This is a genomic window from Caballeronia sp. SEWSISQ10-4 2, assembly GCF_030464885.1.
Lineage (GTDB): Bacteria > Pseudomonadota > Gammaproteobacteria > Burkholderiales > Burkholderiaceae > Caballeronia.
The window spans coordinates 1-19,271 of record NZ_JALPRJ010000022.1 but is presented as its reverse complement, the minus strand read 5'-3'; the positions used below and the strand labels follow the sequence as shown (position 1 = coordinate 19,271).

The following is a 19,271-nucleotide window of genomic DNA, read 5'->3' as shown; positions in this document are numbered from 1 at the left end:
CGCGTGAAAATCGAACATCACCACGAACAGACGCGCGTCGGCTAACGTGAGGCCTTTCTTTGGCAGACAGTGCATCAGCCCACATCTGGGAGCGTTTTTAGCGAAGTACCCGAAGCTCGAGTTAGACCTGACGCTAAGCGATGCTATCTCGGACCTGGTTTCCGAGCGCTTCGACCTAGCCATACGACTCGGGACAGCGGCTCCCAATGCCGCGCTTGTCAGCCGCCCTTTGGGCTCGTTCAGCCGATTCGTATTCTGAAGTCCTCAGGGAGGCAGCACTGAACGGTTCGGGAATCGCTTTGCTGCCGAGTTGGCTCGTGCTTCCCGGCATACAAAGTGGACAGCTGACAAAGCTCTTTGAGGACGATGAAGTCAATCCAAACGACGCGCAGTCTTTGGTCGCGGCGTTATATCTACCGAACCACCGAGGCTCCAAACACGTAAACGCATTCATCGACCTACTCTTGAAAACCGCTCTGCCGCAGCCGTAGTCGATATCTCACTGGGCAGCGCCTTAACGAACAACGGAATCTATCAAGACCTGGCCAAAGGCCGTACCGAAGAACTCCGTCGCGCCAGGTCTGCGGTCACAGTATGTCACGCGGGTGCGCGGAGGCGTCATCACATGGACTAGCACGCGCGGTGATACCGCACGGGACGACGCGACCTCGTAAAAGTTCTGCGGGAAATGCGCGACACCGGCACTCATCACGTGACCTTGAATCTTCAAGCGTCAGGGCGCCCAACGCGCGCAATTCTGGAAGAGCTAGCGGCGGATGTGTTGCCCGAGTTCCAGACCGCGGACGAATCTTGACCACTCAATCCCGAGTGATGGAACTTGCTGCGCCGACGTAATGATCCAGCGGCGGAAAACAGAAAACGCCCCTCGGATTTTCGTCGCGAGGGGCGTGATTAACTGAGAACAGTTTCGCTTACAGCGCGGCGTCCTTCAGCTTCTTCAGCGGGCGCACCTTGAGGCGCACCGAAGCTGGCTTCGCCGCGAACCATTTGTCCTCACCCGTGAACGGGTCCTTGCCGAAGCGCTTCTTCTTGGCGGGAACGTCTTGCGCGACTACTTTCAGCAAGCCTGGCAGCGTGAACTCCTTCGCGCCCTTCTTGTGGATCGATGCCAGCACCGTTTCTTCCAGCGCCGCCATCAACGCCTTGGCTGCCTTCGGCTCCACGCCAGAGCGCTCAGCCAGGTGAATGGTCAGCGATGCCTTCGTGAACGAATCCTTGATGGGTTTCAAGGGAGCGGCGGCCACAACAGGCTTCTTCACCGCAGGTGCGGCGGCTTTCTTGGCGACTGGCGCAGCAGCTTTCTTGCTGGCGGGTGCTGCTTTCTTCGTGGCGGGAGCCGCAGTTTTCTTGGTAGCAGTTGTTGCCATAAATTCCTCGCTTCTAGTCAAAGGTTGCCCAAGACCTTTGCCTTTGCGCCGTCACCGACTAACGCAAAGGTGCAAATCCTCGGGTTGGGTGCCAGCGTACCAACACCGGCATGAAGACGCAACGTCTGAGGCCATGAATTAAGGGGGTTTCGGCACGAAAGTCACGAAAACGGTGACCTGTACGCCACTTTGTGCCGGTGGTTCCGATAAAACCCTCACAGAATGTGGCTTGGAGAGCGCTTGAAGACGGCCGAATCAAACAACGGAGCTGCTTTCGGACGGTCACTGCTTTGCGAAAAACAACGCGCCGTTTGCAACGAAGCCGCGTGACTCGCAGGGAAGGACCATCCACGAGTCAGGAGTTTCGAAAGGCAGATATTTCTCCACGAATTTTCATCGTTTTTTTCGGCTCATCCCAGTAGCCTCTTGATTATTAGCGCGTTTAGACTGACGCCGAAACTGAAGATTCGAGGATGCGTTGCGTGCGGCATGCCATTTTCCTCCTCGTTATCTACGGCAAAACCACATGATTCATTCACCAACGGACACCCATTCGAGCCATGTTCCGCCTGCGAGATATTCATCGACAATCAAGAAAGGCAGCCGGTCGACATACCAAGGCAGTATCCGGGCTGCTTGACTCGCTTGCGCGAAACCGCCCTGTCTGGATGGTTTCTTTCGCGGTAAGCCAGGCTGACTTATCTGAGGGACTGCGGGCAGCCTTCGCTTCGACAGTCATGCTGTTGCTCGGTAACGTCTTGCACATGCCCGAGTTTTCCTGGGCGGCAATAGGCGCGTTCTGGACCTGCCTGGCTGACGCCGCAGGCTCGAACCGCATGAGATTTGCGTCGATGAGCGCTTTTGCTTTGCTGTCGACCGTGTGCGGGGGACTGACCGCCTATGCCTCCGGTTCCGGAATCGTCGCGGCTGCCGGCGCGATCTTTGTCTTCTCAGGCTTAGGAGCACTGGGCCGCATTTGGGGCTCGGCGTCCGCCCAGGTCTCCATCCTCGCGGCAACGGCTTGCGTGGTGATGGTCGACCGGCCCATCCACGGTTCAGGCGGGGACCTCCGTTTCCTGACGCTCTACCTGCTGGGGTGTCTATTCGCAACGGTGCTCAGTTTTACCGTCTGGCGGATTCATCCATTCGGTGCGAGCCGTGCGGCCATGCGGTCGACATACTCACGATTGGCGGACATCGCGAACGATGGTGCACGCCTGCTCAAACGTGAACGCACCGGCTTTCAAGAGTGGGCGTCCCACGCGTCGCGGTTTCGCGGCCAGGCGCGCACCGCTATCGAACGGACTCGACGAGCGCTCGCTCGTGTTCCGTCGGTAAAGACCGACCGACGAGATACGTACAGCGCCCTTCTTCTCGCGCTCGGCGACAGTGAGCAAATCTTCGCGTATCTCATCGCGGTGACGGACGCGTGCGAACGGGGTCATCATCGTCTGCCCGATCCCCAACGCGCCGCTCGTGTACTGGAAGCGGTCGGCGAAGTTCTTTCGCGTCTCGCTCGCGCGATTGCCGACGGACCATGGGAGCCTTCATGGCAAGAGCGCGACCGGTTGCATTCGCTTGCCCGTCGACTGGAAATCGCACTCGGAGAAAGTATCGCCCTTCGATTCGACGTCGATTTCAGCGCGCTCGAACCGACCCCGATCCAACAGGCATCGTGGCCGTCCGCTGCGGTATCGAATTTCAAGCGCGGCATCGAAACCTTGAAAGCGAACGCCTCGACTCAATCCATCGGGGCACGGCATGCTGTCCGTGTCGCCGTCGCTACGACAATCGCGTTCCTGACCGTGCGTTTGCTTCATCTTCCGTTCGGATATTGGGCGACGATGGCGACCGTTTTGATTCTTCAGCCATCCGTCGGCACGAGTTGGCCCCGCAGCATCGAGCGCGCGGCAGGAAGCATCGTGGGTGGCCTGTTAGCCGCCGCGATAGGTTTGGCCGTCCACTCGCCGATTGCCATATCCCTGGTAGTTTTCCCCTTGGTATGCGCGACGATGGCGTTAAGGCCTGTCAGCTACAGCTTGTTCGTGCTCTTCATCACACCCACGTTCGTGCTGGTTGCGGACTTTGCCGCGCCTGGCGGCGCCGAAATTGCCTACGCCATCATCCGACTGGAAAACAATATCTTCGGTTGTGTCATTGCGTTGCTCGCAACGTTCTTGCTGTGGCCAAGCCGTGAGCCCGCCCGCTTCAACCAAAGGCTCGCGGAGGCAGTCGCCGCGAATTTCAACTATCTCGCCGAATCGCTCGGCCGGACGAAAAGCGATGAACTCGAACTGGAACGGCTCCGCCGCGCGGCGGGGTTGGCTAGCAATAACGCTGAAGAAATTCTTGCCCGCCTGCGATTGGAGAAGCTCGATACGACAAACGAGGACCGCTCCGGGTCAACCGCACTTGCTCTCCTGCGCCGGGTAGCGGGAACCGCGACCCGGGCCCGTTCCACCGCGACTGCTGCTTCGTCGAACGCGCGACTTGCCAGTTGGATTCAGAGTGTTGGCAAGAGTATCGAGGCCGGCCTCGCAGGCGGCCCTTACCCTCAACCGGACGAGGTTTATTCCAAGGAAGGGTTATCGCTGCTCGAAGCAGATGCGGTGAATCAGGTCGTGCTGCTGCGACGCTTGCTTCGTGAGGCCGGGCCGATTTAGGCGTTGAGAGATAAAGGTAAAGGGCGCCCGGAAGGCGCCCTTTAGTTGCTGCGGTTTCTAATTCTTTCAATATGCGTTCGATTCCGACTGCGTCACGATATCCAAATCATGACGATGCAGTGGTAACTCAAAAACGCGTGTCCGCAAATGCATATCGGCATCTTCGCTCGTTTCTTGAGTCCGCGTTGGACTTGCTCATATGCGACGGCGTGACACCAGCGGCGCAAGCGTACCGGCCGCACGGTAACTGCGTGTTACCAATCTCGCAAGCCAGTTTCACTTGTGAGCACGAGCCGCACATAGACTCCGGTGACTGGGACGGCATCCGGGTCCGACCATCTTTTTGGAGCTACGAATGAACACACGGAATGTGGTCGCTGCAATATCGGCGCTGACATTGCTTACGGCTGTCAGCTCGGCGCACGCAGCGGGATGTCTGAAAGGCGCAGTCGTTGGCGGAGTAGCCGGCCACGTCGCGGGTCACCATGCCGTAATCGGAGCGGTTGGCGGTTGCATCGTGGGACATCACTATGCAAAAGAAAAGGAGAAAGAGCGGGCGGTAGCCGCGAGCCAGCGTTCCGCGCTCGCGCCTTCCTGATGACTGGAAGCAGGTAGCGTGTATCGCGCACGCAAAAATTTGCGTAGTGCTCGGTCCAATAGACGGGTTGCTTCGCTCCGTCGTGCCTTGAGTTGCGGACGGTCGTGTCAGACGCTGACACGGTCACCGCCTCATCACATTGGAGAGACCAATGCTGCGAATCCGTAGCCTTAGAGTCACCACGCAGTCGGCTGATGCAGAGATGTGTGCCGACTATTGCGAGCAAACCGGCCGTCTTCGCATCCTCAAAGATGGCGTTCCGCTGCGCGAATGGTTTCCGCCAAACTCGTGGATGGCCATTGCTTCAGTCGCCGGTGCTCGAAATTGGGGAACACGACCTGATTCGAATGAGCTTCGTGCGCTGCTGGAGAACCAGATGTCGCTGCTGAATATCGGCTAGACAATCACCCCTCATTCAACCGTCACCGACTTAGCCAAATTCCTGGGCTTGTCGATATCCGTCCCCCTCGCGAGGGCCGCATGAAAAGCGAGCAGTTGCATCGGGATCGTGTGCAGAATCGGCGAAAGCGGACCGTAGTACTCGGTAAGACGGATGACCTCTATACCCGGACTCGGCGAGATGCTGCAGTCGGCATCGGCGAATACAAAAAGCTTGCCGCTGCGCGCGCTGACCTCATGCATATTCGATTTGAGTTTCTCGAGTAACCGGTCATTGGGCGCGACGGCTACCACGGGCATCTCGTCGCTGACCAGCGCAAGGGGACCGTGCTTCAACTCGCCGGCGGGGTACGCCTCAGCGTGAATGTACGAGATCTCCTTCATCTTGAGAGCACCCTCCAGAGCGACCGGATAATGCATGCCACGCCCGAGGAACAAGATGTTCTGTCGTCGCGTAAGTTGCTCCGCCCAGGCGATGACCTGCGGCTCCAGCGCAAGCACTTTACTCATCGCGTCCGGAAGATGGCGAAGCGCGCGAAGATGGGCTTGCTCATCGTGTTCGGATAAGCGCTTACGTGCCTGAGCCAGCGTCAGCGCAAGCAGGAACAACGCAACAAGCTGGGTGGTGAAGGCCTTCGTCGAAGCTACGCCAATCTCGATGCCTGCCCGCGTAAAGAAGGTCAACGCGCATTCACGAGCCAGTGCGCTGCTCGGCACGTTGCAGATCGCGAGCGTGTTCAGCATGCCTTGCTGTTGAGCGACCTGCACGGCGCCGAGGACATCCGCTGTCTCGCCACTTTGCGACACCGCGACAACAAGCGTCTTCGGGTTCGGCACGCTCTCGCGATACCGGTATTCGCTCGCAATCTCCACGCTCACTGGCAGTTGCGCCAGGCTTTCTATCCAGTACTTGGCGGTCAGTGCTGCGTGATAGCTTCCGCCACACGCGAGAAGCAGGACGGAATCCACGGAATTCAGCACTCGCCAGGCGTTGTCGCCAAACAGTTCCGGCATGATCGATGTAATGTCCTGCAGCGTGTCGGCAACCGCACGCGGCTGCTCGAGAATTTCCTTCTGCATGTAATAACGGTAAAGCCCCAGGTCAGCCGCCCCGCTACGCGCCGCGACGGTATGCACCCGGCGTTCGACACGGCGGCCACCGGCGTCGACCACCCTATGCCGGTGAAGCTGGATATCGACTACATCGCCGTTCTCAAGATAGGCAATCTGATCCGTAATGTTCGATAGCGCGATCGCATCCGAAGCCAGGAAGTTCTCGCCATCGCCTATGCCGACCACTAGCGGCATGCCGTCCCGCGCACCGACCAGCCGATGGGGCTCGTCACGACACAGCACCGCAATGGCATAGCTTCCGCGCAGTTGCGCGACGGCTTCCTTGACGGCCTCGAACAAGTCGCCGTTGTACAAGTGGTCGATCAAGTGCGCGATCACTTCGCTGTCGGTCTGGCTAGCGAAGACGTATCCGCTTTCCTCAAGCACCGCTCGCAACTCTTCGTGATTTTCGATAATGCCGTTATGCGAGAGCGCGATTCGCGGTGTTTCCGCGCTTGGCGAAAAATGCGGATGAGCATTCGCGGTAACGGGCTTGCCATGCGTCGCCCAACGCGTATGAGCGATGCCCGTATAACCGGACAAGGCCTCCTTGGTGATCACGTCCTGCAAGTGCGCAACGCGATCGACGCTGCGAGCGCGTACCAGTTTCCCCGCCTGATATAGCGCGACACCGCACGAGTCGTAGCCTCGATATTCCAGGCGTTTAAGTCCATCGACCAGATTGGGCAGGATGTTGCGTTGCGCGACCGCGCCGACAATTCCACACATGACGTTGTTCCCTGGACGGTCCCCCCTTGGAACCGCTGCTTGAATGTTAAGATCGGCTTGTCGGAATTTAATTTCATAATTATGCTTCATATGAAATATATACCCAGGCTATCAAGTCAATGAAATTTTATTTCACGCTAAGTGGCCTATAGCGATCCATACGGAGCCTCAAGTGCCGGGAATTTATCTGGACGACCTCGACCTTCGCATCCTTGGAATGCTGCAAAGAGATTCGTCGATCTCAAACATTGAGCTTGCCGCGCGCGTGCACGCATCGCCGCCTACGTGCTTGCGGCGGGTGAGCAAACTCAAGGAAGCGGGAGTTATTCAGCGCGAAGTGGCGATTCTCGATTACGCCAAGATTGGTGCGACACTGACCGCGATTATTGAAGTAAGCCTTGACCGGCAAGCAGCCGAAGACCTCGACAGTTTCGAAGCCTATATCTGCGCCGAAGCGGTGGTGACCCAGTGTTATCGGGTGTCGCCAGGACCCGACTTCCTGGTCGTAGCCGAAGTCGCCGACATGCCGGAATACGACGAACTTGCGCGCCGGCTATTCAAGGCGTCCTCGAACATTCGCAACGTGCGCACATTCTTTTCGACGCATCGCGCCAAGTTCGAGGCCAATGCTCCAGTCAGGGCAATAGCTGATCGAGGCAAATAACCTACTGCATAACGAACGCGCCACTCTGCCAGTCGAGTTACCGCGATGCGTCCAGCACCTCAGCAGTCGAAACCACCGTGCAATATTCGCCGTGTAGATTCGCTAGCGACATGGCGTGGACCTCTTCCGCACTTCGCGCCCGACCGTCCCAGTCCAGGCGACCGAACGTGAAGCATCCGTCCGCAACCAGATAGGTATTGAAACCGAGGTTACCGGCCATGCGAACCGTCGTCTCGACCGAATTGTTCGTAATCACGCCGACCACAACGAGGCTGGTATGCCCGCCCTCACGTAGCCGCGCTTCCAATCCCGTACCAATGAACGCGTTGTTCGTGCGTTTTGCCATGACTGGCTCGCCAGGCAACGGAGCGACCTCGGGTTTGAAATCGTTTCCCGTTTGACCTGGACGATAGTGCGAATCAAGCTCGACGGAATCATGCCGCACATGCCAGACGGGCCAGTTCTCAGCGCGCCAGCGCGCTAATAGACAGCCGATCTCGCTTTCAGCCGAGGGGTTGTTGCGAATTCCCCAGTCCGGGTGATCAATCGCTTTTTGCAGGTCGATTAACAGAAGCACCGACCCGCGAATAGTGGATCCGCTCATGGGTTGGTCCTAAGTGGATTAGTTGCAACGAAGTATAGCCGGGGCATATTCGCTTAGCCCAAGCTACGCGAATACCGCGCGACAAATGCTGAAGCCACCGATACGTCACACGCTAGCCAACCGGAACACGTCAACCGTTTCGCGCAGCATCTGCGCCTGCTCTTGCATCGACTGAGCGGCGGCCGTGGCTTGTTCGACCATCGCGGCATTTTGCTGAGTGGTTTCATCCATTTGAGCAATAGCGATGTTCACCTGTTCGATGCCGCGACTCTGCTCTTCGGACGCCACCGAGATTTCGCCAATGATGTCTGTGACACGCTGCACCGCTTGAACCAGCGACTGCATGGTCGTGCCGGCGCGCTCCACCAGCGCCTTGCCGTCGTCGACCTTGCCGGTGGACTCTTCAATCAGGCTCTTGATCTCCTTGGCTGCGTCAGCGCTGCGGCGTGCCAGGTTACGCACTTCGCCTGCCACGACTGCAAATCCCCGCCCTTCCTCGCCCGCGCGCGCCGCCTCAACCGCAGCATTGAGCGCGAGGATATTCGTCTGGAACGCGATACCTTCGATCACAGAGATGATGTCGACCACCCGCATGGAACTGGCTGCGATGCTTTGCATCGTCGCGACGACTTGTTGCACCGCGGTCCCACCCTCGCTCGCGATCAGCGATGCGTTGGCGGCCATCTTGTTCGCCTGATGTGCGTTCTCGGCGTTTTGCTTCACCGTCGCGGTCAACTGCTCCATGCTTGCGGCGGTTTCGCTGATCGACGACGCCTGCTGCTCCGTGCGCGCCGAGAGATCATGGTTGCCCGCCGCAATCTGCTGGGCGGCAACGGTGATGGTTTCAGTACCGCCGCGAATACTCCGGACCGTACCGGCGAGCCGTTGCTGCATGCGTTGCATCGCGGACAACATGCTGCCTGCATCCGTTGCGCTCAGCGCGACTTCGTGCGAAAGATCGCCGTTCGCAATGTCCTCGGCAACCGAAGCCGCATACGCCGGTTCGCCACCCAGACTGTGCTTCACGTTCCGTATGATCAATACAAGCGCCACCGAACTCACGCCGCCGATCAACAGGATCACGATCAAGTACTGCAGCAGACTGACTTTGAACGCGTCGTTGATATCGTTGACGTACACACCGGAGATCAGATACCAGTCCCACGCCGCGAAGCGCTTGACGAAACTGATCTTCGGCACGAAATCCGTTTTACCCGGCAAGCGGGCCATGTACGGCACGAAACCTTGCCCGTTTGCCTGGGCGACCTTGACCATCTCGACGAACAACAGCTTGCCGTTCGTATCCTTGTAGTCGCTCACGTCCTTCATGCGCAGGTCGGCAAGCAGCGGATGCATGATGACCACCGGGTGCGCGGTTGTAATGAGCATGTAGCCGTTGCCCGGATAGCGCATGGCGGCAAGTTTCGCCTTGGCTTGCTGCTGAGCCTGCTCCAAAGTCAGCTGATGCGCGTCTACTTGTTTGGCGTAGTCGGCAACAACACCATAGGCGGATTCGACTACGTTTTGGACTGCGCTCTTGCGCTCCGCGGTCGTGATTTCGCGCGACTGCCACGCGGCCCATCCGCCCAGGGACAAGAGTCCCAGCCACGTGACGAGCAACGCCAGCCATAATTTGGTGTTCAAACTGAGACGGTCCAATCCACTCTCCGATGCACGGCGCAAGCCATAACCCGGCGCATGCGATTCATGCGCCGTTCTGTGCATATCGGCCATCCGGCGGAAATCTGAAGTCAGGAAAATACCGAGCGGTGTCTGCACGAATGCGGCGCACATCAACTCGACAAAACCATCAAGTATGACCCGGTGAAGTCCGTGCTGAGCTACAAGATTGGCGACAAAGTCAGCCTGAGCGTGGTGGCCGGACTGTAGCAAGGAGCCGTGCGCCCTTTGGTGGCAGCGCCCGAGACTACGTAAGCCGTTTTATCTCCACGGCAAATACCAGCGTGTCACGCCACTCGCCCCGGATCAGCACGTTCTTGCGATAAAGGTCCACCTGTTGCATCCCAAGTTTTTCCAGGACATGGATGGACGCGGCGTTCTCGGGTCGGCTCGTCGCAAAGATTCGCCGCACGTGGAGCTCAGTCGTCAGGTATTCGATCAACCGCTGCGCGCCTTCAGTGCCGTACCCCTTGCGCCAGTATCGGGGATTCAACGAATAGCCGATCTCGGCGTCCGTGCCGCTCTCCGACAGAGTCGCCCGGTAGCCGCCAATCAGGCGGCCATCGTTGAGCACCGCTGCGAGTTCCACGGTCCTTCGCTCGGACAGCGAATTTTCAAACACACAATCGGCGATGTATTCCCTCGTCTGCTCGATCGTATTGGGTCCCCATTCCTGATCGGCTACGACCTCGGTCGAACTCGCGTATTCATGAACCGCATCGACATCGGACGCTACAAAATCCCGGAGATAAAGGCGCTCGGCGACCAGCTTCATATCGATACAACGCCATGCCGCGCGACGATCTTGCCGTGCGTTACCACGAGCTTGCGGACGGGTCGAGATACGACCGCATGCGCAACCGTTTCCGCGTCCACCAAAACAAGATCGGCCCGTGCGCCTTCGTGCAGCCCATAGTCATTGAACCCACATGCCCGAGCGCCGAGCGTGCTGACGCAATCGAAGGCAAGTGCGAGGTCCTCATCGCACCGAAGGTCGTAGCGCATGCCGACCAGCATCGCGCGCTCGAGCATGTCAGGCGTGCCAAAAGGCGTCCATGTATCGCGTATTCCGTCGTTACCCGCAAACAGCGTCACACCGGCTTCGATGCAAGCCCGCAACGCAGGAACGGGCACGGATGACGGCGCCGTAGTGAGCAGCGCGACGTCGAGATCCGCGATCCTTGCCAACAAAACGTCGCGTTCCCGATCCGCGAGCGTGCCCAGGCAAAACGCGTGGCTTACAACAATGCGTCCCTGCATACCCAACGCCTTCACACGGTCCAGCAGCAGGTTGAACGTGAATGCACCTATCTCGCCGGGTTCATGAAGATGGATGTCGATGGGCTTCTGATGACGGTTCGCGATCTCGAACGTGGTGTCGAGCGAGGCGACCGGATCTTGATCGATGAGCGCGGGATCCAGGGCGCCGAGCACGTCGGCGCCTTCGTTCAATGCGTCGCCAAGCAGCGCGTCGGTGCCTAGACGCCGCCGCATACCTGACTGCGGAAACGCCACTATCTGAATGTCCATCACATCGCTTAGTGCTTCGCGCGTCGCGAGCACGCCGTCCAAATGCCTGAGACCCGCGTCGGTGTCGATATCCACATGCGTCCTAAGCCGCGTTGTTCCCGCTGCAAGAAAAGCCCGTGCAAGTGCAAGCGACTGCGCGCCTGCGTCGTGTCCCGTGCTGGCACGCCATGATCGTTCGTTCTCGATCCTGTCGACGAGTCTTGGACCCACTTCGTTGCGATACCACGGCATGCCCCAGTTCGTTTTGTCGAGATGCGTATGGCCTTCGACGAACCCGGGCAGGACCATCGCACCCTCGCCGTCTTCACGCAACATACCGTCGCCGCACCGCAGGTTCGCCCCGATTTCTTCGATCCGGCCGCCGGCTACAGCGATATCCGTGGGGGTGCCGTCCGGCAGACGGACATTGGTGATCAACAAGCTGGCGTGCACTGGGACTCCTTACATCGAGAATACGAATACGCGGTTGCTTCATGGCGAACCGATAAGACCGGGCTCAGCGGACTTCAAAGATCGCGTCCACTTCTGCCGACGCGCCCGCAGGAAGCGTAGCAACGCCTACCGCGGTCCGTGCATGCCGGCCTCGTTCGCCGAACACGGCGAACATGAGATCGGAGGCTCCGTTGATGACTTTCGGCACGTCGGGATAACCGGGCGTGCAATACACGAATCCGCCCATGCGAAGACAACAAACCACGCGATCGAGGTCACCATCGAGTGCGAGTTGAAGTGCGGCAAGCAGGTTGAGTCCGCAGATCTGCGCTGCGCGCTGGCCCGCTTCAAGATCGTGTTGTGCGCCGACGGGACCGGCGTATCGAACCTCGCCTTCCCATTCGCAAATCTGTCCTGACAGGAAGATCAGCGAGCCCGAACGCGAGAAAGGTTTGAATGCGCCGCGAGGCGCGGGCACCTTCGGCAGGACGAGGCCAAGCGCCTCAAGACGGTTGGCAGGTGAATCAGGATCGACTGGAACGGACGTGGATGTCATTGACGGCTCTTAGTTGGAAAACATATTGCCTGATCAAACGAAGCGGACGCACGGATCGGTTCGCGCCATACATCCAAGTGTGTCACAAGATCTCGCGAACGAACGCACCTGGATGACCCAGCTTGAAATGGCGATTGAACAACGCAACGTCGCCAGTCAAGGAGGTTCTTGCCCAATCGTGGGTCAAGCGAATAATTCCATCAAGGTGCATACTCGTCGACGGTCGCGCCGTCGCGGCCGCCTCATGCGTCGCGGCGCCAAGACTGCGACGTTGCCCGATGTCCCCTATTACAACAGCCCCCATGTCCCGCAGCCCGCAGTCGTCGCGTCCCCTTGTCATTGCATCGGTCATGGCATCAATGGCAATGGTTGCCATCGAAGCCACCATCGTTTCAACCGCCATGCCGCAGATCGTCGCGCAACTCGGCGACCTGCATCTCTATAGCTGGGTCTTCTCGTCCTTCCTGCTGACACAGACCGCGATGACCGTCATCTTCGGCAAGCTTGCGGACCTGTATGGCCGCAAGCCGGTCATGCTGGCCGGCATCGCGATCTTCCTGGTCGGCTCGGTGCTTGCTGGCTTCGCCTGGTCGATGCCGGCCATGATCGTGTTCCGCCTGATCCAGGGAATCGGCGCGGGCGCAATCCAGCCGGTCACGCTGACGATCGTCGCGGACCTCTATCCCGCGCGCGAACGAGGCAAGGTGCAGGGTTATCTTGCGAGCGTGTGGGCCATTTCAGCGGTCGTCGGGCCGATGGTCGGCGGCTTCATCATCCGCGATTTCTCGTGGGCCTGGATCTTCTGGATGAACGTGCCGATCGGCCTCGCGTCGGCGGCCGGTTTCATCGCGTTCCTGCGGGAACCTGAGCGGCATGCCCGCCCGTCCATCGACTTCGCCGGGGCGGCGCTGTTCATGGTCTCGATCGCGGCGCTGATGATGTCGCTGACCTATGCCGGCAATGACGACATCACGAAGTCCCTCATTGCAGGCGGGGTTTTTATCGTGTCCCTGCTGTTCTTCCTGATGCAGGAAAAACGCGCCACCGAACCCATGATCTCATTCGCGCTCTGGAGCCGCCGGCCGATCGCCGCGTGCAACGCATCGACGGTCTTGTCCGGCATGATCCTGATGGGCGCAACCACGTTCCTGCCAATGTACGTCCAGGGCGTCCTGCATCGTTCGCCGGTTGTCGCCGGTCTTGCGCTGACCATGATGATGGTCGGATGGCCCGTCGGCGCAACGCTCGCGGCGAAGTCGTTTCATCGTATCGGGCTGCGTCGCATCCTGATCGGCGGCAGTGCGTTTATCCCGGCCGGCGCGATCTGCCTGCTCGTGTTGTCGCCGGATAGTTCGCCGCTGGTCGCGGCGTTCGGTTCCCTCATCATGGGCTTCGGCATGGGGACAGCGAGCGTCAGTGCGCTCGTGCTGATCCAGGAGATAGTGGATGTTGCGCAGCGCGGCAGCGCGACCGCATCGAATCTTTTCTCTCGCAATCTCGGCAGCACGATTGGCGCGACGTTGTTCGGCGCCGTGCTCAACTTCGGCCTGAGTCATTCGAAGGGCGTCGCGGCGGTGACATCGGACCAGTTGAAAGCACTGCTGCAAAATCAGGCAACAAGTCTTGGCAGCAGCGACGCAATCCGCCAGGTGCTGCATCAATCGCTTCACCTGACGTTCCTGTCGATATTCGCGATCGCGATTTTTGTCGTCGCGTGCGTTGCCTTCGTCCCCACGATCACCTTGGGGCACGAGAAAAAGATGCCTCTGGAAGCGTTGTCGCCACTCGAAGACTGAGTACAACGCGGCACGGTTGCGTGAACGGTGTTTCACTCGCGCGGGTGGATCGAAAGATCCTGCCAGCGCGAGCGAACCCTACACCATCATTTGCCAGAAAAAGAACACCGCAAGCGAAACCGCAATGGTCAACAGCGGCTTGCGAGTAAGCGCGCAAACAACGACAGCCACCACCGCCGCGACCAATTGCGAATTACGCCACGTAAGCTCGGCAGCGCCGCCATGAGGTGCAAACGTCATCGGCACGATGATGGCCGTCAACACCGTCACCGGCACGAAATTGAGCGCCATGCGCACGACAGGCGGAAAGCTCAGCCGCTCGCCGAACACGAAGACGGCAGAGCGGATTCCATACGTGATCACCGCCATGCCGAGGATCAACAAAACGTATTTCATTTGGCGCGCTCCATTTCCGTGGGACGCTTCTCGACACGCATCGACAACAGCATGCCCACTGCCACACCCACCACGACCGCCGCAAGCAAGCCGAGCTTGTAAGGCCAGTCATTCCACGCAAACGACAGCACGCCGGCCGCCAGCGCCGCTGCCACAAAACGCAATGCAACAAGCTGCGGCACGATGATCGCAATAAACGTGGCGACCATCGCGAAGTCGAGGCCCTTCGACTGGAGACCGGGAAATGCCGAGCCAAACAGCAGCCCGGCGACGGTCCATATCTGCCAGTTCACGTACATGGATACGCCCGAGCCAAGGAAGTAATACGGCCCGGTTTCACCCGGCGCACGACGCTGGTAATGCGCGTACGAAACAGCAAAAACTTCGTCGGTCATGAACGCGCCGAGCGTCCAGCGCCAGCTTGCCGGCAAGTGCGCGACATACGGTGCGAGCGTCGCGGAATACAGCACATGGCGCAGATTGACGATAAACGTGGTCGCCCAGATCACCGCAAAACTCGCGTGACCGGCAATCAGTCCGAGCGCGATGAATTGCGCCGAGCCGGCAAACACCGCAAGCGACATCAGCTGCACCGACCACGCATGCAGCGGACCGGTAGCCGCAAGCGTGCCGAAGATCACGCCAAAGGGCGCGGCGCCCACCATCATGGGAATGGTGTCGCGTGCGCCCGCGCCGAATTCAGCGAGATTGCCCGCCTGATGCGCCTGATTGAGTTGATGCGTTGAGTTCAATGTCTCCTCCCTTGATAGCGAGGATAGAACACGCCGCAAGAACGTACTTGTACGTTCTTGCGGTCCGCTTACATGGAAGGGAAGTATTTGGAACGCTAAACGAGGCGCTAACGCCAGCGTCCGGGCGGCACGCCAAACGTCTTTTTAAAGTGCCGGGTGAAATGGCTCTGATCGGTAAAACCGCTCGCCGCCGCCACCTCGGTCACCGGAACGCCTGCACGCAATGCTTCCAGCGCGCGCGTGACACGCATCTGGTTACGCCATGCATGCGGCGCAAGTCCGGTCTCGCGCGTGAACAAGCGCGCTGCGTGGAAGGTCGAGAGCCCCACCGTCTGCGCCAGTTCGGCAAGCGATAACGGCACAGTCAGGTCGTCGGTCAGGCGGGCTTTCATGGCGTTGACACGTGTCGTGTCCAGACACATGCGCTGCACCGGCGGCCGCTGTCCGGCATGACGCGCAAGCAGCGTGGATACCGCGTCGAGCAACGCATGTTCCGCGGCAAGCGGATCGGCGCCGGCTTCCATCGCCCGATGCGCAATCTGCACACGTTGTGCGAGATCGGCGTCGCGGATGACGTCGGCGGAGAACCACGGCATTGGCTGGGCGCGGCCGGCTACTTCGTCGGCGACCGACTGAACGAACTCGACCGGCAAATAAAACACGCGATACCGCCAGCCGAAATCCACCGCCCGCGCGCCGGTATGCACTTCGCCCGGATTGATGACCGGCACCGAGCCCGCCTCGGCCACGAAGTTCGATCCGCGATAGTCGTACTGCTCCGCACCCGCTTCGATCACGGGAACGGTGTACGCGTCGTGCCAGTGAGGCGTAAAGGAGTGGTCGTAATACTCCGCCGTGAGCATCTCCGCGCCGGGCACGAGCGGCGAGCGCCAATAGCGCGCGGAATTGCTGAAACGAGAGGCGGTCATGGCTTTGCGTTTGCCGTGGACGGAAACCGCAAGTTTAGCCCCGGCCGCGTTTTCAGCGGCTTTTGAAGAAGTTTGATCAGACCGTCGCGGGAGATGTCTTGATGAAACTCGTCAGTTTCCTCCTGAGTTCCTGATCCGCTCGCGCAAGCAGCAAGGCCAGCACAATCGAAATGGCAGCGACCACCAGCGTCTGAGCCACCGGATTCAACACCCTGATCTCGAACGACTCGAACACCAGCCGGTAGATCGGGAAATGGATGACGTAAAGCGGATATGAAAGCTCGCCCAGCACCTTGCAGATCCGCTTGCCAATTCCTTCCATGGACACGGAACACAGCAAGGCGACCGACAAAGGAACGAGCGTCAGCGAATTAATGAAGGCAATTTTCGGATTGCCGATGGTAAAGCACAGCAGCGCTGCAATCGTGACCGCCGCGGTAAAGACCGGATGCGCTTTTTTATACTGGAGCCCCATCGAAAAGATGAAAACCCCGGCAAAAAATTCAGCGATAACGCGCGTGAATCCAAGCAGGAAGCTCTCCGCACGCCAGCCTGGATTGATTTGCCGAAAGATGACTGTGCAGGCAATAAAAGCGACGAACGCGAGTATCGAATAAGTGGCATTCGGCAGCTTGCGAAACTTGTACAGATAAGCGGCAAAAACGACGTTGACGAATAACTCGAAGAATAACGACCACGACGGATCGTTCAAAGGGAAAGTCGCGCCCACGATCGCGTCCGCACCAAAAGGCCAGGCGATATTATTAAAGTACGGCAGCCAGAACGCGCCGACTGCCGTGGCTGTCGCGAGTTGCGTACCGGTTATCTGCGGCGTGCCGTTTTTTGCCATCGACAACAATACGGCGCACACGCCGAGCGCCAGCCCCAGCAGGTAGAGCGGCCCGAGCCGGGCGAGCCGGACGAAGGCAAACTCGCGAAACGACATTCCGTTCAGGATCTTCTTGCTGTAGCTATGTGCAATCACAAAGCCTGACAGCACGAAGAACAGGTCGACCGCGACCCATGCGCCGCCGAACCAGTCCCAACCCGTGTGTTGCGTGTAGTGGTGAAGCATGACGGCGATTGCTGCAACACCTCTCAAGCCGTCAAGCAAATCGAATCTTGTAGACTTTATGGCGTTCATAGTGGCGGACTGTCATTATCGAGCGCTCAGTGTAGGGTGGAAAAAATGCGATCCGGAGGCGGAAAAATATCCCCTTGAGGTGTTACACCGAGAAAATATTAGAAAATAATTCGGTAAGACTTTTCGCCGGTGGGCAATGAGCACTTAGCGTTCGCTTCATGTGGATTTATCAAAACGATTAACCGGCATCGATTGCTTTAAAGCTTTCGTTTTCATTACTTTGACCCATTTGGAGAACCACCATGCTCAAAGGCGGTTGTTACTGCGCTCAGGTGCGCTATGAAGTGCAAGGGCTGCCCTTTCATTCCACGCTCTGCCATTGCGCCGACTGCAGGCGCATTGCGGCCGCACCGGTTGTCGCCTGGTTCAGCGCGTCGATTGATGGATTTCGTTTTGTCGCGGGCGAGCCGAAACGCTTTGCATCGAGTGAAAAAGTCACCCGCACTTTCTGCACGAATTGCGGCACGCCCTTGACGTACCAGCATGCGCATCTGCCGGATGAACTCGATATTTCGACCTGCAGCCTCGATGCGCCTGAGACCGTCAGGCCAGACGATCACACCTATACCGCGGGGCAGTTGCCGTGGATTCACTTCTCCGACGGGCTTAAGACCTATCCGGGTTCACGATCGTCGTGATGACGCGAACACGTTTGCGTCATCCCCTACTTCGTTTCGGCAAGCGTGCGAATTTTGAATCGTTTAGAAAACAAAAGACTTGCTAATAGACTTTGCGATGGCAAACGCAAACAACGCGACGTTCGACGTTGATCGACCACTCCACGTTTCAGGGCGAACATGAAAATTTCGAAGCTGTTGATGACACTTGGCGTAGTCGCGCTCAGCGTGTTCGCACGTTTGGCGCCTGTCCACGCGGAAGCGCTGGATGACATTGAAAAACGCGGCGTGCTGCGCGTTGCCGTGCCACAGGATTTCGCGCCGTTCGGATCGGTCGGTCCGAGCATGCAACTGGAAGGTCTCGATATCGACGTCTCCGGGCTGCTTGCCAAGAAACTCGGTGCCAAGCTGGAACTGGTGCCGGTCACGAGCGTCAACCGCATTCCGTATCTGCAGACGAAGAAAGTCGATCTGGTGATCTCCACCCTTGGCCGCGATGCGGAGCGTGACAAGGTCATCGACTTCTCGCAGTCGTATTCGCCTTATAACAATAGCGTGTACGGTCCCGCTAATATGAAAATTGACGGCCCGGCGGACATGGCTGGGAAGACGGTAGGTGTAGCTCGCGGCACGTTCGAAGACCTGATGCTGACGAAAAGCGTGCCGCCTTCGACCACGATCAAGCGCTTCGAGGACAACAGCGGCATGATCTCGGCGTACATCGCGGGTCAGGTGCCGCTGGTGGGCACGGGCGATTTCGTGGCTAACAAGATTGCCGCGACCTTGCCGGCTTCAGCGCCGAACAAACCCGCGCTCAAGTATGTGATTCATGAGTCGGCGTGCCATGTGGGGCTGAACAAGAACGAGCCGAAGCTGATGGCGAAGGTCGATGCGATTCTCACGGAGGCCAAGAAAGACGGCGAGTTGAACGGTATTGTGGAGAAGTGGCTGCATGTGCCATTGCCGCAGAAGATGGCGCAGAGTACGGAGTGAGGTGTTTCGTTCGCACCGGTGGACGGGGGTTTGGGTTCTGGCGCTAGGGGTCGGGGTCGGGGTCGGGCGGGGTTTTCGGGCCTAGTGGTCGGGGTCGGTGCTGGGTTGCTGCTGCTCAGGTCTGCGGTCGTTATATGTTGGATGTTTTCTTTATCACTATTAGCCACTGTGCGTGGCGGCACTTCATTTCTTTGTCCAAAGCCCCCCATGTCAGGCTAGTTGTCGCGTCACCCGATTTTACTTTTAATGCAAAACTGGGGGGCGGCAAGCGAATGAAAGATGAAGCGT

General features: G+C 58.7%; 20 protein-coding genes. 9 read left to right on the top strand and 11 right to left on the bottom strand.

The genetic code is table 11. From position 1 onward, the window contains the following. Nucleotides 1-46: 46 nt before the first annotated feature. Both M0D69_RS16645 and M0D69_RS16640 read left to right on the top strand, forming a co-directional pair. Nucleotides 47-259, top strand: a complete 213-nt coding sequence (locus M0D69_RS16645; RefSeq protein ID WP_301783055.1) for a LysR substrate-binding domain-containing protein — start codon at nucleotides 47-49, stop codon at nucleotides 257-259. Next, the gene (locus tag M0D69_RS16640; protein ID WP_301783054.1) at nucleotides 207-491 is read left to right on the top strand and encodes a LysR substrate-binding domain-containing protein; all 285 of its coding nucleotides are present in this window, start codon (nucleotides 207-209) and stop codon (nucleotides 489-491) included. Before M0D69_RS16645 ends, M0D69_RS16640 begins: the two co-directional genes overlap by 53 nt. A 441-nt stretch (nucleotides 492-932) precedes the next feature. Here the strand turns inward: M0D69_RS16640 and M0D69_RS16635 are convergent, their stop codons facing one another. Continuing rightward, the gene (locus M0D69_RS16635; protein WP_047849174.1) at nucleotides 933-1,388 is read right to left on the bottom strand and encodes an HU family DNA-binding protein; all 456 of its coding nucleotides are present in this window, start codon (nucleotides 1,386-1,388) and stop codon (nucleotides 933-935) included. A 737-nt stretch (nucleotides 1,389-2,125) separates the two neighbouring features. Here M0D69_RS16635 and M0D69_RS16630 point away from each other — a divergent pair. The 3 genes from M0D69_RS16630 to M0D69_RS16620 all read left to right on the top strand — a co-directional run bounded on the left by M0D69_RS16630 (nucleotide 2,126) and on the right by M0D69_RS16620 (nucleotide 5,049). Further along, on the top strand, nucleotides 2,126-4,051 hold the full coding sequence (locus M0D69_RS16630; RefSeq protein ID WP_301783053.1) for an FUSC family protein: 1,926 nt from the start codon (nucleotides 2,126-2,128) through the stop codon (nucleotides 4,049-4,051). Nucleotides 4,052-4,406: 355 nt separating this feature from the next. After that, entirely contained in the window at nucleotides 4,407-4,649 is a 243-nt protein-coding gene (locus M0D69_RS16625) for a hypothetical protein (protein WP_301783052.1), read from the top strand. 151 nt (nucleotides 4,650-4,800) lie between these two features. Further along, the gene (locus M0D69_RS16620; RefSeq protein WP_301783051.1) at nucleotides 4,801-5,049 is read left to right on the top strand and encodes a hypothetical protein; all 249 of its coding nucleotides are present in this window, start codon (nucleotides 4,801-4,803) and stop codon (nucleotides 5,047-5,049) included. An 11-nt stretch (nucleotides 5,050-5,060) separates the two neighbouring features. Here the strand turns inward: M0D69_RS16620 and glmS are convergent, their stop codons facing one another. Further along, complete coding sequence (gene glmS / locus M0D69_RS16615; protein ID WP_301783050.1) at nucleotides 5,061-6,890, bottom strand: glutamine--fructose-6-phosphate transaminase (isomerizing); 1,830 nt, start codon at nucleotides 6,888-6,890, stop codon at nucleotides 5,061-5,063. 172 nt (nucleotides 6,891-7,062) lie between these two features. Between glmS and M0D69_RS16610 the strand changes: the two genes are divergently transcribed. Beyond that, complete coding sequence (locus M0D69_RS16610; RefSeq protein WP_301783049.1) at nucleotides 7,063-7,554, top strand: Lrp/AsnC family transcriptional regulator; 492 nt, start codon at nucleotides 7,063-7,065, stop codon at nucleotides 7,552-7,554. A 37-nt stretch (nucleotides 7,555-7,591) separates the two neighbouring features. Here M0D69_RS16610 and M0D69_RS16605 read toward each other — a convergent pair whose 3' ends face one another. The 5 genes from M0D69_RS16605 to M0D69_RS16585 form a co-directional block, all read right to left on the bottom strand. After that, nucleotides 7,592-8,158 carry a cysteine hydrolase family protein gene (locus M0D69_RS16605; protein WP_301783048.1) on the bottom strand — a complete coding sequence of 189 codons (567 nt, stop codon included), beginning with the start codon at nucleotides 8,156-8,158 and terminating at the stop codon, nucleotides 7,592-7,594. A gap of 105 nt (nucleotides 8,159-8,263) precedes the next feature. Further along, the gene (locus M0D69_RS16600) at nucleotides 8,264-9,817 is read right to left on the bottom strand and encodes a methyl-accepting chemotaxis protein (RefSeq protein ID WP_301783140.1); all 1,554 of its coding nucleotides are present in this window, start codon (nucleotides 9,815-9,817) and stop codon (nucleotides 8,264-8,266) included. A gap of 268 nt (nucleotides 9,818-10,085) precedes the next feature. Beyond that, nucleotides 10,086-10,613 carry a GNAT family N-acetyltransferase gene (locus M0D69_RS16595; RefSeq protein ID WP_301783047.1) on the bottom strand — a complete coding sequence of 176 codons (528 nt, stop codon included), beginning with the start codon at nucleotides 10,611-10,613 and terminating at the stop codon, nucleotides 10,086-10,088. After that, complete coding sequence (locus tag M0D69_RS16590) at nucleotides 10,610-11,800, bottom strand: amidohydrolase family protein (RefSeq protein WP_301783046.1); 1,191 nt, start codon at nucleotides 11,798-11,800, stop codon at nucleotides 10,610-10,612. Before M0D69_RS16590 ends, M0D69_RS16595 begins: the two co-directional genes overlap by 4 nt. Nucleotides 11,801-11,864: 64 nt before the next feature. Continuing rightward, a complete protein-coding gene (locus M0D69_RS16585; RefSeq protein WP_301783045.1) occupies nucleotides 11,865-12,356 on the bottom strand; it encodes a RidA family protein in 492 nt (163 codons plus the stop codon). A gap of 302 nt (nucleotides 12,357-12,658) precedes the next feature. On the opposite strand from M0D69_RS16585, the gene M0D69_RS16580 reads away from it, so the two are divergent. Further along, on the top strand, nucleotides 12,659-14,152 hold the full coding sequence (locus M0D69_RS16580) for an MDR family MFS transporter (RefSeq protein WP_301783044.1): 1,494 nt from the start codon (nucleotides 12,659-12,661) through the stop codon (nucleotides 14,150-14,152). A gap of 78 nt (nucleotides 14,153-14,230) precedes the next feature. On the opposite strand, the gene M0D69_RS16575 is transcribed toward M0D69_RS16580, so the two are convergent. The 4 genes from M0D69_RS16575 to M0D69_RS16560 form a co-directional block, all read right to left on the bottom strand. Next, complete coding sequence (locus M0D69_RS16575; protein WP_277045883.1) at nucleotides 14,231-14,548, bottom strand: AzlD domain-containing protein; 318 nt, start codon at nucleotides 14,546-14,548, stop codon at nucleotides 14,231-14,233. Continuing rightward, on the bottom strand, nucleotides 14,545-15,216 hold the full coding sequence (locus tag M0D69_RS16570) for an AzlC family ABC transporter permease (RefSeq protein ID WP_301783139.1): 672 nt from the start codon (nucleotides 15,214-15,216) through the stop codon (nucleotides 14,545-14,547). The genes M0D69_RS16575 and M0D69_RS16570 overlap by 4 nt, the downstream gene beginning before the upstream one ends. Before the next feature lie 191 nt (nucleotides 15,217-15,407). Then, complete coding sequence (locus M0D69_RS16565; RefSeq protein ID WP_301783043.1) at nucleotides 15,408-16,229, bottom strand: AraC family transcriptional regulator; 822 nt, start codon at nucleotides 16,227-16,229, stop codon at nucleotides 15,408-15,410. A gap of 76 nt (nucleotides 16,230-16,305) precedes the next feature. Further along, nucleotides 16,306-17,373 carry an acyltransferase gene (locus M0D69_RS16560; RefSeq protein WP_301783042.1) on the bottom strand — a complete coding sequence of 356 codons (1,068 nt, stop codon included), beginning with the start codon at nucleotides 17,371-17,373 and terminating at the stop codon, nucleotides 16,306-16,308. A gap of 242 nt (nucleotides 17,374-17,615) precedes the next feature. Here M0D69_RS16560 and M0D69_RS16555 point away from each other — a divergent pair, with 242 nt between their 5' ends. Beyond that, a complete protein-coding gene (locus M0D69_RS16555) occupies nucleotides 17,616-18,011 on the top strand; it encodes a GFA family protein (protein ID WP_301783041.1) in 396 nt (131 codons plus the stop codon). Between the two features lie 159 nt (nucleotides 18,012-18,170). Next, on the top strand, nucleotides 18,171-18,983 hold the full coding sequence (locus M0D69_RS16550) for a transporter substrate-binding domain-containing protein (RefSeq protein WP_301783040.1): 813 nt from the start codon (nucleotides 18,171-18,173) through the stop codon (nucleotides 18,981-18,983). Nucleotides 18,984-19,271 lie beyond the last annotated feature (288 nt).